The following is a 15,398-nucleotide window of genomic DNA, read 5'->3' as shown; positions in this document are numbered from 1 at the left end:
ATAAAAAAAAGCCCTTTCATCAATTATACCATGGCAGTAATCTTGCCATGCGGCCCGGCCCAGGGCAAGGACGCATAAGCTTTACAGTCGATCCACTGCCAATCCTCCTCTTCTTCGAGTTTTCCCTGGGTGATGCGACCTTCATAAATCGTCATCTGCCAGGTCTTATGCGAAAAGACGCTCTTCAGAGAGCCTATGGACTGGTCATCGGCAGCCAGGGTCAGTCCTTTCTGCGCCAAGAGCTGACCGACAGCATGCAGGCCTTCCTCCCCTTTTCCCTGGGCATTAGGGAACTCCCACATCGATGCCAGCAGGCCCTTTGGCGGACGGCGATGGACGAGCCACTGAGAGCCGTTACGGACGACGACGACCGTAATATCTTCGACAGGCGATTTCTTCTTGACCAGCCGAATGGGCAGCTCCCCTTCTTTCCCGGCCCGGTGAGCCAGGCAGAGCTTTTCCAAAGGACAGTCCTGACAGCGTGGATGCTTAGGGATGCAGATCATCGCCCCTAAATCCATGAGGGCTTCGTTAAAAGCGCCTGGCGCATCATCCGGGAGCTGTTCCGCTACGAGGACCGTGACTGCTTTCTTGACCGGCGTCGACAGGATATTTTCTTCAATATCATAGAGGCGGGCAAAGATGCGCAGGACATTGCCGTCGACAGCCGGTTCTTTCTGGCCATAAGCCAGGCTTAAAATGGCGCCGGCTGTATAATCGCCAACGCCCTTCAGAGACTGTACTTCTTTTTTATTTTCCGGCACATGACCGCCGTATTTGGCCTGTACTTCCTGGACTGCTTCATGGAGATTGCGGGCCCGAGAGTAATAGCCCAAGCCCTGCCACTGACGCAGGACTTCATCCTGGGAAGCCGCCGCCAGGGCCGGAATAGTCGGGAAATGTTCCATCCAACTGTCATAATAGGGGCGGACCGTTTCGACCTTCGTCTGCTGCAGCATGATTTCCGACACCCAGACTTTATAGGGATCCCGCGGCGACTCGTCACGCCAGGGAAGGTCCCGGCCATGGGCGGCAAACCAGTCGAGAAGCAGGGGACTCCAATGTTCTTTCTTTATATCCATCATAAATAAGCCTCTTTCTTTCTACACTATTCACTACTAGTATAGAAATCCAGAGGCTTTTTGTCAAACACGCGTTCTCTAAGTTTCATCAAGTTTCCGAACGGACCCCATGGCGGATACGCAGGTCCTCTTTCTTGGGCTGTACCGCTTTGCGACCTTTCTGATACTTTTCATACTGCTGCAGCATTTTCCATTCGCGGAAATTTTCTGCCATAATTTTTTCCATTCGCCATACATACATAAGGAGGCCCCCTCTCAAGATACGATGTGATAGAAAGCAAAAAGACAACGACATCATGGATGACATCGTTGTCTTTTCTTTGACTCTATTATATCGCCGATTCATCTCTTGTCAAGGGACTAATGTATTTCTGCGTTTCCTACGAAACGAACCACGAACTACTATATCCGATGCAAATGTTTCAGGGATAAGTCCAGGATGGGCGCGGAATGGGTCAGGGCCCCACTGGAAATGTAATCGACGCCGATATCGGCCAGGGCGGCGATATTTTCTTTCGTCACGTTGCCGGAACATTCTGTCTCAGCCCGGCCGTCGATGAGGGTCACGGCTTCTTTCATCATATCGTGGCTCATATTGTCCAGCATGATGATATCGGCGCCGGCTTCGACGGCTTCGCGGACCATGTCCAGCGTTTCCGTTTCGACTTCGATTTTACGGACGAAAGGCGCATAGGCTTTGGCCAGGGCAATGGCTTTGGCTACACCGCCGGCGGCACTGATATGATTGTCCTTGAGAAGGACGCCGTCAGACAGATTGTAACGGTGATTCTTGCCGCCGCCAACCGTGACGGCATATTTTTCAAAGACCCGCATGTTCGGCGTCGTCTTGCGCGTATCGACCAGGGTGATTCCCGTACCGGCCAGCAGGGATACGACCTGATGGGTATAGGTCGCGATGCCGCTCATGCGCTGCAAATAGTTGAGGCCTACCCGTTCGGCCGACAGGATGGCCCGAATGCTGCCGACGACTTTGGCCAGCTTCTGTCCCTTGTGGACTTCGTCACCGTCTTTGACAAAAAAATCAAACCAGACTTTGTCATCCAACAGGGTAAAGGCCCGGGCAAAGACGTCGAGGCCGGCGATGATGCCATCCTGTTTACATAGGAGTTCCGCTTCGCCCTGACAGTCTTCCGGCAAAATGGCATTGGTCGTCACATCTTCGCCGGTGATGTCTTCCTGAAGGGCCTGCAGGATCAAGGGATCAGCCTGCAATTTCATGGTTACGCTGTTCATCACATTCACGCTCCCTTTCCATTTCACCTAAAACATGACGGCGGTATTCATCGGCCAGCGTAGCTTCATGGCTGCGCAGGAAGGCTTCTGACGGCGCACAGGCTTTGGCGAAATCAGCTTCACTGACAATCTGCTTCGGCTGCTTATCACCTTCGACGATATGCTGGGCTGCGCGCTTGCCAAAGACCAGGCTTTCCAGGAGAGAATTGCTGGCCAGGCGGTTACGGCCGTGGACGCCGTTGCAGCTCGTTTCGCCGACGGCATAGAGGTGGTCCATCGTCGTCTGGCTGTACTTATCGACGTGGATGCCGCCCATGAAGTAGTGCTGGGCCGGCGTGACCGGGACCCAGTCTTTGGTCGCATCGATGCCGTCTTCCAGGCAGCGTTCATAGATATGTGGGAAATGATGCTTAATGACGTCTTCGCCGAGAACGGTCATATCGAGCCAGACAAAAGGACGGTCATCTTTCTTCATCTGTTTGCGGATTTCTGCCGTCATCAAATCGCGGGGCAGGACTTCATTGGCAAAACGCTGGCCATCCTTGCCGCGCAGTTTAGCCCCTTCGCCGCGGACCGATTCGGAAATGAGGAAGCTCCGGCCGGGCTTCTTAGAATAAAGCGACGTCGGATGGATCTGGACGTAGTCGATGTGTTCCAGTTCGACGCCGTGGCGCATGGCGATAGCCAGGGCATCGCCTGTAAGATGGGGGAAATTCGTCGAATGGTCGTATAACCCGCCGACACCGCCGCTGGCCAGGATCGTTTCATCGGCCTGGATGGCCCGGTACTGGCCTTGGCTGTCGCGGGCGATGATGCCCAGGCAGCGGTTTCCGTCGGTAACGATGTCGACCATGGTCGTGAAATCGCGGATGGTCACATTGGGCAATTGACGGACAGCGGCTAAGAGATGGCTCGTGATTTCCTTGCCCGTAATATCTTCATGGAACAAGATGCGGGCCCGCGAATGGCAGCCTTCCCGCGTGTAGTCGAGCGAACCGTCGGCCTTGCGGGCAAAATCGACGCCGTAGCCGATGAGTTCGTCGATGACCGGCCGCGACGAGCGAATCATGATATCCACCGATTCGCGGCGGTTTTCATAATGACCGGCTTTGAGCGTATCTTCCATGAAGCTGTCGTAGTCGTCCTTATCGTGAAGGACGCAGATGCCCCCTTGGGCTAAAAAAGAATCGCTATTTTCTACTTCATCTTTGGTAATCATGAGGATTTGTTTATCCTGCGGCAGGTGCAGGGCGGCAAAGAGGCCGCTGGCACCGGTACCGACGATGACAATATCTGTTTTTTCTGTTTCCATGACATATACCTTCTTCTATTTAGCTAATTCCAGCATCCGTTCCAATGAACGGACGGCTTTACTAGCGACGGCCGGATCGACGTGGACTTCATTCGTTTCATCGCGCAGGCAGTCGCGGACTTTTTCTAAGGTGACCTTTTTCATATTGATGCAGTACGCATCTTCCATAGCCGGATAAAAAGTCTTATCGGGATTGCGCGTCTCTAATTCATAAAAGACGCCGCCTTCCGTACCGATGATAAATTCCTTGGCGTCGGACTTCCCGGCATAATCGATGATTCCCGACGTACTGCCGACATAATCGGCCAGGGCCAGCACTTCTTTACGACATTCCGGATGGGCCAGGAACAGGGCCTGGGGATGAGCAGCCTGGACCTTCTTCACATAAGCCGGATCGACCGTATCGTGGCGCGGGCAGAAACCGTTGTTGAGGATAAAATGCTTATCCGGGACCTGTGTCGAAACGTAGTGACCCAGATTCTTGTCGGGCGTAAAGAAAATATGCTTATTCGGCAGCTTCCTGACGATCTTGACGGCATTAGACGAAGTAACACATACATCGGATACGGCCTTGACAGCTGCCGTAGAGTTGACATAGCAAACGACGGCCAGGTCATCATACTGGGAACGGACCTTTTCAATCGTCTCCACATCGGCCATATGGGCCATGGGGCAGCTGGCCGTCGCATCCGGCATGAGGACTTTCTTCTCAGGGTTCAGCATCTTGGCGCTTTCACCCATGAAATCGACACCGGCAAAGACAATGATCTTGGCATCCGTTTCAATCGCCTTCTTGGCCAGACCAAAAGAATCGCCGACAAAATCGGCATATTCCTGCACTTCATCAGGAACATAATAATGAGCAAGGATAATCGCCTGCTTCTCTTTCTTCAGCGCTGCAATCTCATCTTCGATATACACAAAACTTCATCCTTTCAGGGAAAAGGTTGCCCCACAAAGACGACTCTTCATGTGACAACCTCTCTTGTTCAAAGTACACAGCGGCTCATCATCCACGACGGGACAAACCGTTTTTTTGTTTACCCTATTATACCGTATCGGTAAAGATTTGACAATACTACTGTCAAGACAGTGTGAGATGTAAAAAAGAGGCAGTGCATTAAGACAGCCTCTTTTAAGTATTCAGTTTGCAACTTATAGTTTTTATATTCCCTATTTATGGTCGTAGTATTTTGGGTCACTGAAATATTCCTTTGTCTTAGCCCGTACCTGCGGAAAGAGAATGAGCAGGGCAATCATGTTGGGAATGACGACCAAACCCATCGCTACGTCCTGGATACCCCAGACGAGGTTGATTTTGCCTAAGGAGCCGATGAGGCACAAGAAGGGGAAAATGTATTTTACGACATTCGTGACTTTATTGCCGAAGGCATACGTAAAGCTCTTGGCGGCGTTCCACCACTGGCCCATCAAGGTCGTAAAGCAGAAGATGAGCAGGGCCAGTGTACCGGCGTGTTTCAACGGTTCCCAGACGGTGCCGAAAGCGTTGAGTGCCAATACCGTTGCCGAATGGCCGGAGTGCTGCATATCGGTGACGCCGACTACGAAAGCCGTAATGCTGCAGATGACGATGGTGTCAAGAAAGACTTCGGCAACCCCCGTAATCCCTTCATCGACGGGATGGGGTACAAGCGAACAACCATGAGCAAAGGGAGCCGTCCCTTCCCCAGCTTCATTGGAATACATGCCGCGGGCAATCCCGTACTGCATGGCTTTCGCAATGACATAGCCGCCAGTACCGCCAGCTACGGAATCAAAAGACCAGGCCTGGGTAAAGATTTCTACAAATACATGCGGCAGCTGCTGAATATTCAAGAGGACGACCAGCACACCGATGACGATATAAAAGATGGACATAGCCGGAACGAGGTTCATGGCCAGATTAGCCAGACGTTTCAAGCCGCCCAGAGTGATGCATAAAAGCAGGATGATGAGGACGACACCGGTCATGTACGTCGGGACGCCGTAATTCGAATAAAGGATGCCTGAAATTGTATTGGACTGTACCAAGTTAGCCCCCATCATTTTCGTACACATCAGCACGGCAATGACGACGCCGAGCCAGGGCATTTTAAGGCCATCGCGGATATAGTACATAGGACCGCTGAGAAGGTTACCGTTTTCATCTTTGCCGCGATACATCTGGGACAAGACGATTTCACCATATTTCAAGGCCATGCCGAAAAAGGCAGCTACCCACATCCAGAAAACGGCGCCCATGCCACCAGACAAAATAGCCGTAGCGACCCCGACGACGTTACCGCCGCCGACGTTACCAGCCAGCGTGACCATCATCGCTTTGAAAGTGGAAATAGATCCATTCCCTTTGTCTTCGTGACGGGACTTATAAGAATCGATGAGGGTCCGGCGGATAATGAAACCAAAATGGCGGACCTGGATAAATCCGTTGGAAACAGTATATAAAACCCCTAAGGCCAGCAAAACAAAAACCAGCCATCTTCCCCATAGCCAGGAGTCAATCAATTGTACAATCGCCTCTAAATTTTCCATGTCATACTCCTTCCAAGACGCGCTTCACCATATCCGGGAAATTGCCAATGACGCAATCGACACCATAATCACGCAGCTGCCTTACACTTTCTTCGTCATTGACAGTAAACGTATTGATTTCAATATGATGTGCCTTGACTTCGGCCACCGTTTCTGCTGTCAAACTGCCATAATACGGATGATAACATTGAACTCCAACACCTTCTGTATAGGCCCCGGGATTGATGAGCCACGTTTCCGTCAACAAGCCATATTTTAAATCAGGTGCCAAGGCTTTCATACGCAGAACACTTTCATGATTGAAACTCGAAATGATGACTTTATCTTCTAAATGATAGCGCTGCAACACAGGCCATACTTTAGCTTCAATCCCTGGATAAGGATAGACACCCGTCTTCAATTCAATGTTCGTCACCAAGGGCGTCCCAGCTACCCATCGGCAATATTCGTCAAAAGTCGGAATAGTCTGAAAGCCTACTTCTTCTGAATAGATATACGAAGCATCGAGTTTCTGCAATTCTTCCAGCGTATAATCGCGAACATTGCCCGTGCCATTCGTCGTCCTATCGACCCGTTCATCATGGATGACCACGAGCTCACCATCTTTCGTCAGCTGTACATCCATTTCAATTCCATCGGCACCACATTCTAATGCCTTGCGGAAAGCGAGCATCGTATTTTCCGGATATTTGCCGCTAAATCCGCGATGTGCAAAATTCTTCATGAAAAAACCTCCTAGTAATGATTCTGTGTCCATTATAGAGTATATCTGCTTGACGAATCAAGAAAAATTTTTCATATTATAATTTACAATATTTTACAACTTACAATATGTTTTATACCCATATAAAAAGGACCTACCACACCAACATGTAGCAAGTCCCTTCAAGATTTAAGATTTCAGCCACTCTCTAACAACGAGCCACTATTCCTTATCCATGGATCAAGTCGAGCATGGCATGGAGTTTATCGATGGTTTCTGCTGCTTCCTGGCGGACGTCTTCCGGGTCGCGGGTGATGCGGGCGACGCCGCTGTCCATAGCGGCTTTGGCGACGGCAGCGGCGACGGCCGGAGCAACGCGTTTATCGAAGGCATCGGGAATGACGTGGTCTTCGGCCAGTTCGTCATCACTGACCAGAGAGGCGATGGCATAGGACGCAGCCAGTTTCATGTCTTCGTTGATGCTGCGGGCCCGGACGGCCAGGGCGCCGCGGAAAATGCCCGGGAAGACCATGACGTTGTTGATCTGGTTCGGTGCATCCGACCGGCCGGTGCCGACGACTTTGGCACCGGCTGCCTTAGCGGAAGCATAGTCTGTTTCCGGAATGGGGTTGGCCATGGCGAAGACGACGGCATCGTCAGCCATGGACTGGATGATTTCCTTAGTAAAGATATGCGGGGCCGATACGCCGAGGAGGAGGTCGGCGCCTTTGACGGCATCGGCCAGGGTCCCATGGGCATGGGACGGATTGGTCAGGGAAGCCAGTTCAGCCTGGACAGGATTGAGGCCTTCCATGCCATCATAGAGAATCCCCGGACGGTCGACCATAGTGACGTTCCGGGCACCGGCGCGGACCAGGAGGCGGCCGATGGAGGCACCGGCTGCACCGGCGCCGTTGATGACGATGCGGGCCGTCTTCAAGTCCTTATGGACATAGCGGAAAGCACCGATGACGCCGGCCAGGGCGGCAATGGCCGTACCGTGCTGGTCGTCATGGAAGACGGGGATGTCCATTTCCTTCTTCAAGGTCTGTTCAATTTCATAGCACTTCGGCGAAGCAATGTCTTCCAGGTTGATGCCGGCAAAAGACGGCTGCAGGCGTTTCACCGTTTCGATAAATTTCTTCGGGTCCTTCGTATCCAGGCAGATAGGGACAGCATTGACACCGCCAAAGACCTTGAACAGGACCGATTTCCCTTCCATGACCGGCATGGCCGCTTCCGGCCCGATGTCGCCCAGGCCGAGGACACGGGTCCCATCGGATACGACAGCAATCATGTTGCCGCGGCAGGTCAGGTCAAAAGACAGGTCCGGATCTTTCGTGATTTCCCGGCACGGCTGGGCAACGCCCGGCGTATAAAGGATACTCAGGTCGTCGTGGGTCTTGAGGACTTCCCGGGGGATTGTTTCAATAATGCCGTGTTTGCCGCGGCGGATTTTCATGGCTTCTTCATCAAAATTCATAACGCTAAAACTCCTCCTGTAACTGATTATGCATTAAAAATGGCCTGAGGTTCTGTAAATTCCAGCATCCCATCCTTGCCGCCTTCACGGCCGATTCCGCTGTCCTTGAAACCGCCGAAAGGCGCTGTGACGTCACGCGGGCTGTCGTTGACGTAGACATTGCCCGACAGGATAGCCGCTGCCACTTTGGAAGCTTCGGCTTTATCCGGGCCCCAGACGGCCGCATTGAGGCCATACGGCGTATCGTTGGCAATGGCCAGGGCTTCCTCAACCGTATCATAGGTAATGACGCAGAGGACAGGCCCGAAAATCTCTTCACGGGCAATGGTCATATCGTTGGTCACATCCGTAAAGATGACAGGCTTGACATAGTAGCCTTTTTCCGGAGCTTCCGGACGGCTGCCGGCCAAGAGGGTCGCCCCTTCTTCCATGCCTTTGGCGATGTATGTATCGACGGTCTGCCACTGGTCATACGAAGCGACAGGGCCGATTTTCGTCGTTTCCAGGGACGGGTCGCCGACCGTGTATTCCGGCAGTATCTTCAGCATAAGCTGTTCAATCTTGCCCTTTTCTTCCCGAGGGATGATTAGACGTGACAAGGCTGTACAGGTCTGGCCGCTATTGAGGAAAATAGAATTAAAGCACTGGCGGATGGCTTTTTCATATCCCGCCCCTTTCAAGAGGATGAAAGGCGACTTGCCACCCAATTCCATGCTGATGCGCTTCATAGAGCCCAAGGCGCGTTGGGAGACCTTGATGCCAGCTGCCGTCGAGCCGGTGAAAGAAACCATGGCGATATTCGGGTCATCACAGATGGCATTGCCGACCTGGCTGCCCCGGCCGGCGACGAGGTTGAAGACACCTTTTGGGAAACCGGCCCGGTCAAAGGCTTCGGCCAGATAGTACGCCGTCACCGGCGTGTGCTGGCTCGGCTTGAGGACGACCGTCGCTCCGACGAGCAGAGCTGGGACGACTTTCTGGATAATCTGGCCTAAAGGATAATTCCAAGGGGTGATGCAGCCGATAACGCCTAAAGGCCGACGATAGACGACGGATTGAGATAAATGTTCGACCAGTGGCAATTCTGGTGCCAAGTCGATATACGACTGGGTCCGCACGAACTGGTAGCCGATATGGTTAGTCCGGGCAAAGGCCACCGGTGCCCCTAATTCCTTGACGACAGCGTCGACGAGCTGCGGTTCCAGTTTAATCATCTGGACCAGCAAATTTTTCATATACGTGATGCGGTCTTCCAGCGGCATAGCCGACCAGGCCGGGAAAGCCATGGCCGCGGCCTTGGCAGCCGCAGCAACATCATCGGCACCGGCCGCAGCGACCGTAGCAAAGACGCTCTTATCCGCCGGATTCTCGACCTCGATATATTGGCCGGATAAAGGTGCCACCCACTGACCATTGATGTATAATTTCTTCAAATCCATGAAACTACCCCCTTTTACTCGAGATTATTCTTTAATTATAGAGAGAAGTCCTCGATTATGCAAGTCAGAAAAATAGACTGCCCAAAAGGCAGTCTATTTTTAGTGGCTAGTGGTTAGTGGTTAGTGGTTAGTGTTATTTCGCTTCGGCTTCTACCGGTTCTTTGCTGGAGACGAAGTGGCCGATGAGGGAACCGCCGATGAGTCCGATGATGAAGGGCACGATCCAGCCGAAACCGTAGGTCGACAGGGGCGTAGCCGTAACGATGTCCTTAGCAAAGCCCAGGCTGCTCAGGCCCGGCAGGGATTCCAGGAGAGCAAAAAGCGTGACCAGGTATACCGAGCCCTTGTAGGCGCCGTTATTGGGCATGAAGCGGCCGATGATGCCCAGGACCAGGAGGGCCAGGCACGGCGGGTAGCAGACACCGAAGATCCAGCCGATGTAGGTGACGATACCGTCGACGCCGAGGAGGGCCGTCAGGGCCGACAAGATGCAGCAGACGACAGCCACTTGTTTGTAGCTGACGCGTTTGCCCGTAGCCGTGCTGGTGAACTCAGCTACGGCTGCAACCTGACCGATAGCCGTCGTCAGGCAGGCCAGGACGACGGCTATGCCCATGGGAACCATGACCCACGTGCCGACGCGCTGGATAATGGCGACCAGGAGTTCCGCACGGCCGATGGTCTGGGCATAATCGCCGCTGACGCAGGCACCCATGTAGAGCAGGCTGCCGTAAATGATGAGCAGCAGGATGAAGGAAACGATGCCGCAGTAGATGAGGACTTTATTGCGCTGGCCGACAGTCGTATAGCCTTTGCCGTAAATGGAACTGATGAAGACAGCAGCCATGATAAAGCTGACCAGGACGTCGCCCGTGTTATAGCCGCCGAGGAAGGCGTTGACGAAGGGATAATCCACAGCCGGATCGACGGGCGTCCCCAGGGGATTGAAGATACCGGCAAAGGCGACGATGACCAGGATCAGGGCCAGGAGGGGCGTCAGGTATTTGCCCATGCGGTCCATGACGTTATTCTGGTCAGAGACGAAGAAGAAGCTGATGACGAAATAAACGATGACCAGCGGGACGAACGGTGCCGACGGCAGGTTGCCCTGAATACCGAGCTGGATGGCCGTCGCGCAGGTACGGGGAATGGATACGAAGGTACAGACCAGCATGAGTGCTGCCAAAAGGATATTATACGTATTCTTCCCTACCCGTCCGGTAATGGCATGGACGTCGCCGTTGAGGCCGATGATGATGAGTGTAAAAATCGGCAGGAAAATACCGGACAGCGTCAAACCAGCCAAGCCGGACAGGAAATCACTGCCGCTGTTCAAGCCGAGCTGAGGCGGGAAAATCAAGTTGCCTGCACCGAAATAGGTAGCGAAGAAGGCAAACCCCAGGATGAGCACATCCAGTCCCCGGATGGCCTTGCCGCCAGAAGAATTGTTGTTCATGAAGATACCCCCTAAGAATAAATGTGAAAATAAGTACGTAATACGCCAAAAGAAAAGAGGCGCTGCCTCCAAGCTGCGCCTCAGTCATAACGATATCTTTCAGGAATAGCCTGTAGGAATTGGCACCTTACCGCTGGCAGGTTGCCGCAGCGTCATCGGGCCCGTCCCTCAGCTGCTCTTGATATTACTTATGAAATTTTGTCTGTATTGGTAATATTTTATTAAATTTTTAATTACTTGTCAATGATTTTATTTTATTTCTGACAACTCGGACAAAGATCGGCTAAAAAGCAGTTGTCACACAAGGGCTTACGGGCTTTGCAGACCCGGCGGCCATGCCAAATGAGCCAATGATGGGCCCGGCTCCACCATTCCTTGGGAATAGCCTTCTGCAGTCCCTTTTCGACTTCCAGCGGCGTTTTGCCTTCCGCCAGCTGCAGGCGGTTGGATACGCGGAACACGTGGGTATCGACGGCAATGGCCGGCGTATCGAACAAGATACTGACCAGGACATTGGCCGTCTTGCGGCCGACGCCAGGCAGCTTCACCAGTTCATCGAAGGTCTGGGGCACTTCGCCGTGGTATTTCTCACAGAGGATGGCACAATTAGCCAGGATATTCTTGGCCTTGCTGTGATAGAGGCCGCAAGTCCGTATCTTTTCTTCCAGGCCTTCCAACCCTAAAGTCAGCATCTTTTCCGGCGTATTATATTCCGGGAACATGCCAGCCGTCACGATATTGACCCGCTCATCCGTACACTGGGCCGACAAGATGACGGCAATCATCAGTTCAAAGGGCGAGTTATAATGCAGGGCCGGCTTCATGATACCGTACTGGTCCTGAAAACGCTGTAACATTTCATCTTTTACTTTCTTAGAAATAGCCATATTATTTTACTTCCTCATCCGTATTGATCACGTCGTTCAAGCTCCCCATTTCATAGCCGCCCAAATCGAGGGTGACGTAGGTAAAGCCCGTATCTTTGATGGCCCGGACGATTTCCTGGCGATGAGCCAGAATCGACGGGATTTCATCGACAGCCACTTCGATGCGGGCTACATCCCCGTGATACCGGACGCGCAGAGACCCCTGGATATAAGGAGCTACCGCCGCTTCGGCTGCATCGATCTGAGCCAGGCGGTGCGGCGTCAGTTCCACACCGTAGGGAATACGGCTGGCCAGGCAGGCCGCACTCTGTTTGTTCCAGGTCTGGAGGCCGAATTCCTTTGATAAGGCCCGGATATCGGCTTTAGCCAAACCCGCTTCAATCATCGGGCTGCGGACGAAGTCAGACAATTCTTGCAATGCCTTCATGCCGGGACGATAATCGCCGAGGTCGTCGACATTCCCCCCATCGACAACCCACTGATAGCCTTCGGCCTTGGCCAGCTCCACCAGTGAGGTAAAGCGTATCTTTTTGCAGATATAGCAGCGTTCTGGCGGATTCTTGACGAATTCCGTATCTTCGAATTCCGTCGAATGGACCAGACGGTGCTCGACGCCGATGACCTTAGCCATGGCTTTGGCGTCAGCCGCTTCACTGCCCGGCAGGGTTGCCGAAACAGCCGTCACGGCCAGGACGCGGGATCCCAGGGCCTGGTGCGCTGCATAGGTCAGGAACGTGCTGTCGACGCCGCCGGAAAAACCGATGACGACGCTGCCCATATCCTTTAAAATCTGCTGGAGTTTTTCATATTTCTTGCCTGTCTCTGTTGAAATCAAAAAGAGTTCCCCCTCGAACCAATATAATCTTGATAGAATTGCCGGATGACGTTCTTCATTTCTTCGTCATCGACATAAGGCAGCGCCTGCTGCCATAACGCCTGAGGCACGCCATAATAGGCTTCGGCGATACTGCCGGCAATGGCTGCCTGCGTATCCGTATCGCCGTTGAGCCAGATGGCCTTGCGAATCGTATCTTCATAATCCATCCCTTCCAGGAAACATTCGATAGCTTCAGGCACACTGTCGTCCGTCGTACAGGTAAAGCCATAAGACGGACGGATCTGAGCCAGGGTTTGGGACAAATCATAGAAATACTTTCGGAGATACGCGGCAATCTCCGCTTTCCCCTTCCCCTGCCGGGCCAGGAAAATGGCCGAGGCGACGGCGACGGCCCCCTTAATGGCCTGCGGATGGTCATGGCTGACGACGGCCGTCAGTTCAGCCAGTTCCTGCGCTTCATCAAGGGAAGCGGCTACCCAACCGGCCGGGCTGACGCGCATTGCTGCCCCATTGCCATAACTGCCATAAGCCGGCGCTTCGTCGGCCAGGAACCAGCGGCGGAACATGCCGCCGAAACCGGCATTGGGATATTTCCGGCACCAGTAGCGGAGCTGTCTCCGCAGCGGCCCGACATAGCCACAGTGAGAAGCCTTCCCCTCCATCAAAGCCGCCGCTACGGCTACAGTCGTCACCGTATCGTCGGTAAAGCGGCTGGCCCTGGTAAATAAAGGGAAATCTAAGGAATCTGCTGTTTTATCAAATTCATAAACAGAACCGGCGATATCGCCAATGATGGCACCTTTCATGCAATCATCTCCTAAAAGAAATGGGCTGATTCTTCTTTCAATACTTTATCGCGCAAAGCCGACAGCTTCGTACTGCGCTGGACCCACATTTCTTCCGGGTTGACCAGGCGCAGGTATTCCGGCCATAAAGTCTGGATCTGCTGGTCGGCATAGGCCATGATTTCCTTGAGGTCCGGTTTCTGATAGACCAGTTCACCTTTCTGGAAAATCGGGATGAGCATCTTCTGGACGCGGTAGGTCCCGCCGGGAATGATCCGCGAACGCCACGGGGCTTTGTCGCTCTGAAGAAGGAGGTCCTTCGATTCGTCGATGCTTTCGCCTTCGAGGATAATGATGTCGGCCTTCATCTTGCCCGTCTCTTTATCATAAATACGCAGGACGTTCTTCAGGCCCGGATTGGAAATCTTTTCCACATTATCGCTCATCTTGATTTTAGGTACGAACTTCCCGTCGTCATACTGGCCGACGAGTTTAAAGACGCCGCCCAGGGAGGGGCTGTCCTTAGCGGTAATCAAATTCGTACCGACGCCCCAGGAATTGATGACACAGCCCTGGGCTTTCAATTCGGAAATGAGGTTTTCATCGAGGTCATTGGAGGCAGCGATGATGGCATCGGGGAAGCCGGCTTCGACAAACATCTTATGGGCTTCTTTCGACAAATAAGCCAGGTCGCCGCTGTCCAGGCGGATGCCATAAGCCTTAGGCAGGGTGCCGGCCGCTTTCATTTCCTTGAAAATCGTGATGGCATCGGGCACCCCCTGTTTCAGGGTATTATACGTGTCGGCCAGGAGAATGAGGTTGTTCGGATACTGGCGGGCATAAGCGCGGAAAGCTTCCAGTTCTGACGAGAAGCTCATGATCCAGCTGTGGGCCATCGTCCCTAAAACGGGCATGCCGAACTTAGCCCCAGCCAGGACGTTGCTGGTCCCGTTAAATCCGCCGATCATAGCCGACCGGGCACCGTAGACGCCGGCCGATTTCCCCTGAGCCCGGCGCAGACCAAATTCCATGAGATTATCCTTGCCAGCCACCGTCCGGACGCGGCGAGCCTTGGTGGCAATAAGGCTTTCATGGTTCATGATCATGGACATGCATGTTTCTAACAATAACGCTTCGTCTTTCTTCGTCTGGACGCGCAGGAGCACTTCCTGCGGAAAAGCGACTGTCCCTTCAGGCATAGCATAAATGTCACCTGTAAAGCGCAGGTCCTTCAAGTATTCGAGAAATTCGTCCTGGAAGAAGCCCGTACTCTTCAAATAGGCCAGGTCGTCCTCACTGAAATGTATATTGTGTACATAATCGATGAGATGTTCCAGCCCGGCGACGACCGTATACCCCCCTTGGAAGGGATTGGTCCGGTAGTAACGGTCAAACACGCATTGTTGTTCGTGCTTGCCTTCAAAAAATAAGCCCTGCATCATCGTCAACTGGTACAGGTCTGTCAATAATGCTTTCGTATACAAGATAACTCGCCTCCAAAAAGTAGTTATTCCTATTATACATCAGTTAACGATAAAGGAACAACGAATTACCGATTTTGCATACATTGAAAAATCCTATACGGACTTGGCATGATAAAAGGCGCTGTCGCATGAAGACAGCGCCT

At 52.8% G+C, this 15,398-nt stretch carries 14 protein-coding genes and 1 riboswitch; all 14 genes read right to left on the bottom strand.

Features of this window, described 5'->3' with window-relative positions; all coding sequences use genetic code 11:
* Positions 1 to 23 precede the first annotated feature (23 nt).
* The 14 genes from mutY to NOS26_RS08240 all read right to left on the bottom strand — a co-directional run bounded on the left by mutY (position 24) and on the right by NOS26_RS08240 (position 15,255).
* Positions 24 to 1,085, bottom strand: coding sequence for an A/G-specific adenine glycosylase (gene mutY / locus NOS26_RS08305; protein ID WP_169013786.1), 1,062 nt, complete (start codon positions 1,083 to 1,085; stop codon positions 24 to 26).
* Positions 1,086 to 1,170: 85 nt separating this feature from the next.
* The gene (locus NOS26_RS08300) at positions 1,171 to 1,323 is read right to left on the bottom strand and encodes a hypothetical protein (RefSeq protein ID WP_169013787.1); all 153 of its coding nucleotides are present in this window, start codon (positions 1,321 to 1,323) and stop codon (positions 1,171 to 1,173) included.
* A gap of 161 nt (positions 1,324 to 1,484) precedes the next feature.
* A complete protein-coding gene (gene nadC / locus NOS26_RS08295) occupies positions 1,485 to 2,336 on the bottom strand; it encodes a carboxylating nicotinate-nucleotide diphosphorylase (protein WP_072981719.1) in 852 nt (283 codons plus the stop codon).
* Positions 2,305 to 3,648, bottom strand: coding sequence for an L-aspartate oxidase (locus tag NOS26_RS08290; RefSeq protein WP_022497877.1), 1,344 nt, complete (start codon positions 3,646 to 3,648; stop codon positions 2,305 to 2,307). The genes nadC and NOS26_RS08290 overlap by 32 nt, the downstream gene beginning before the upstream one ends.
* A gap of 15 nt (positions 3,649 to 3,663) precedes the next feature.
* Complete coding sequence (gene nadA / locus NOS26_RS08285) at positions 3,664 to 4,569, bottom strand: quinolinate synthase NadA (RefSeq protein WP_022497876.1); 906 nt, start codon at positions 4,567 to 4,569, stop codon at positions 3,664 to 3,666.
* Between the two features lie 252 nt (positions 4,570 to 4,821).
* Entirely contained in the window at positions 4,822 to 6,180 is a 1,359-nt protein-coding gene (locus tag NOS26_RS08280) for a sodium:alanine symporter family protein (RefSeq protein ID WP_255917560.1), read from the bottom strand.
* A 1-nt stretch (position 6,181) separates the two neighbouring features.
* Positions 6,182 to 6,904, bottom strand: a complete 723-nt coding sequence (locus NOS26_RS08275; RefSeq protein ID WP_014017094.1) for a glycerophosphodiester phosphodiesterase — start codon at positions 6,902 to 6,904, stop codon at positions 6,182 to 6,184.
* A gap of 208 nt (positions 6,905 to 7,112) precedes the next feature.
* The gene (locus NOS26_RS08270; RefSeq protein ID WP_255917559.1) at positions 7,113 to 8,366 is read right to left on the bottom strand and encodes an NADP-dependent malic enzyme; all 1,254 of its coding nucleotides are present in this window, start codon (positions 8,364 to 8,366) and stop codon (positions 7,113 to 7,115) included.
* 26 nt (positions 8,367 to 8,392) lie between these two features.
* Positions 8,393 to 9,805 (bottom strand): aldehyde dehydrogenase family protein, encoded by a 1,413-nt coding sequence (locus NOS26_RS08265; RefSeq protein WP_255917558.1) that lies wholly within the window; start codon positions 9,803 to 9,805, stop codon positions 8,393 to 8,395.
* A gap of 133 nt (positions 9,806 to 9,938) precedes the next feature.
* Positions 9,939 to 11,261, bottom strand: coding sequence for a branched-chain amino acid transport system II carrier protein (locus NOS26_RS08260; RefSeq protein WP_255917557.1), 1,323 nt, complete (start codon positions 11,259 to 11,261; stop codon positions 9,939 to 9,941).
* Between the two features lie 89 nt (positions 11,262 to 11,350).
* A riboswitch (SAM riboswitch) is annotated at positions 11,351 to 11,449 on the bottom strand.
* Positions 11,450 to 11,515: 66 nt separating this feature from the next.
* Complete coding sequence (nth, locus tag NOS26_RS08255; RefSeq protein WP_014017098.1) at positions 11,516 to 12,148, bottom strand: endonuclease III; 633 nt, start codon at positions 12,146 to 12,148, stop codon at positions 11,516 to 11,518.
* A gap of 1 nt (position 12,149) precedes the next feature.
* Complete coding sequence (gene larE / locus NOS26_RS08250) at positions 12,150 to 12,983, bottom strand: ATP-dependent sacrificial sulfur transferase LarE (protein ID WP_255917556.1); 834 nt, start codon at positions 12,981 to 12,983, stop codon at positions 12,150 to 12,152.
* Positions 12,980 to 13,792: an ADP-ribosylglycohydrolase family protein gene (locus tag NOS26_RS08245; protein ID WP_255917554.1), complete on the bottom strand. Its 813-nt coding sequence runs from the start codon at positions 13,790 to 13,792 to the stop codon at positions 12,980 to 12,982. The genes larE and NOS26_RS08245 overlap by 4 nt, the downstream gene beginning before the upstream one ends.
* Positions 13,793 to 13,803: 11 nt before the next feature.
* Entirely contained in the window at positions 13,804 to 15,255 is a 1,452-nt protein-coding gene (locus NOS26_RS08240) for a nicotinate phosphoribosyltransferase (RefSeq protein WP_255917553.1), read from the bottom strand.
* Positions 15,256 to 15,398: the final 143 nt, after the last annotated feature.

Origin of the sequence: Megasphaera sp. SC8-1 (assembly GCF_024436295.1) — a bacterium.
Taxonomy (GTDB): Bacteria; Bacillota; Negativicutes; order Veillonellales; family Megasphaeraceae; genus Megasphaera; species Megasphaera elsdenii.
This window is presented reverse-complemented; position numbering and strand designations above follow the sequence as displayed.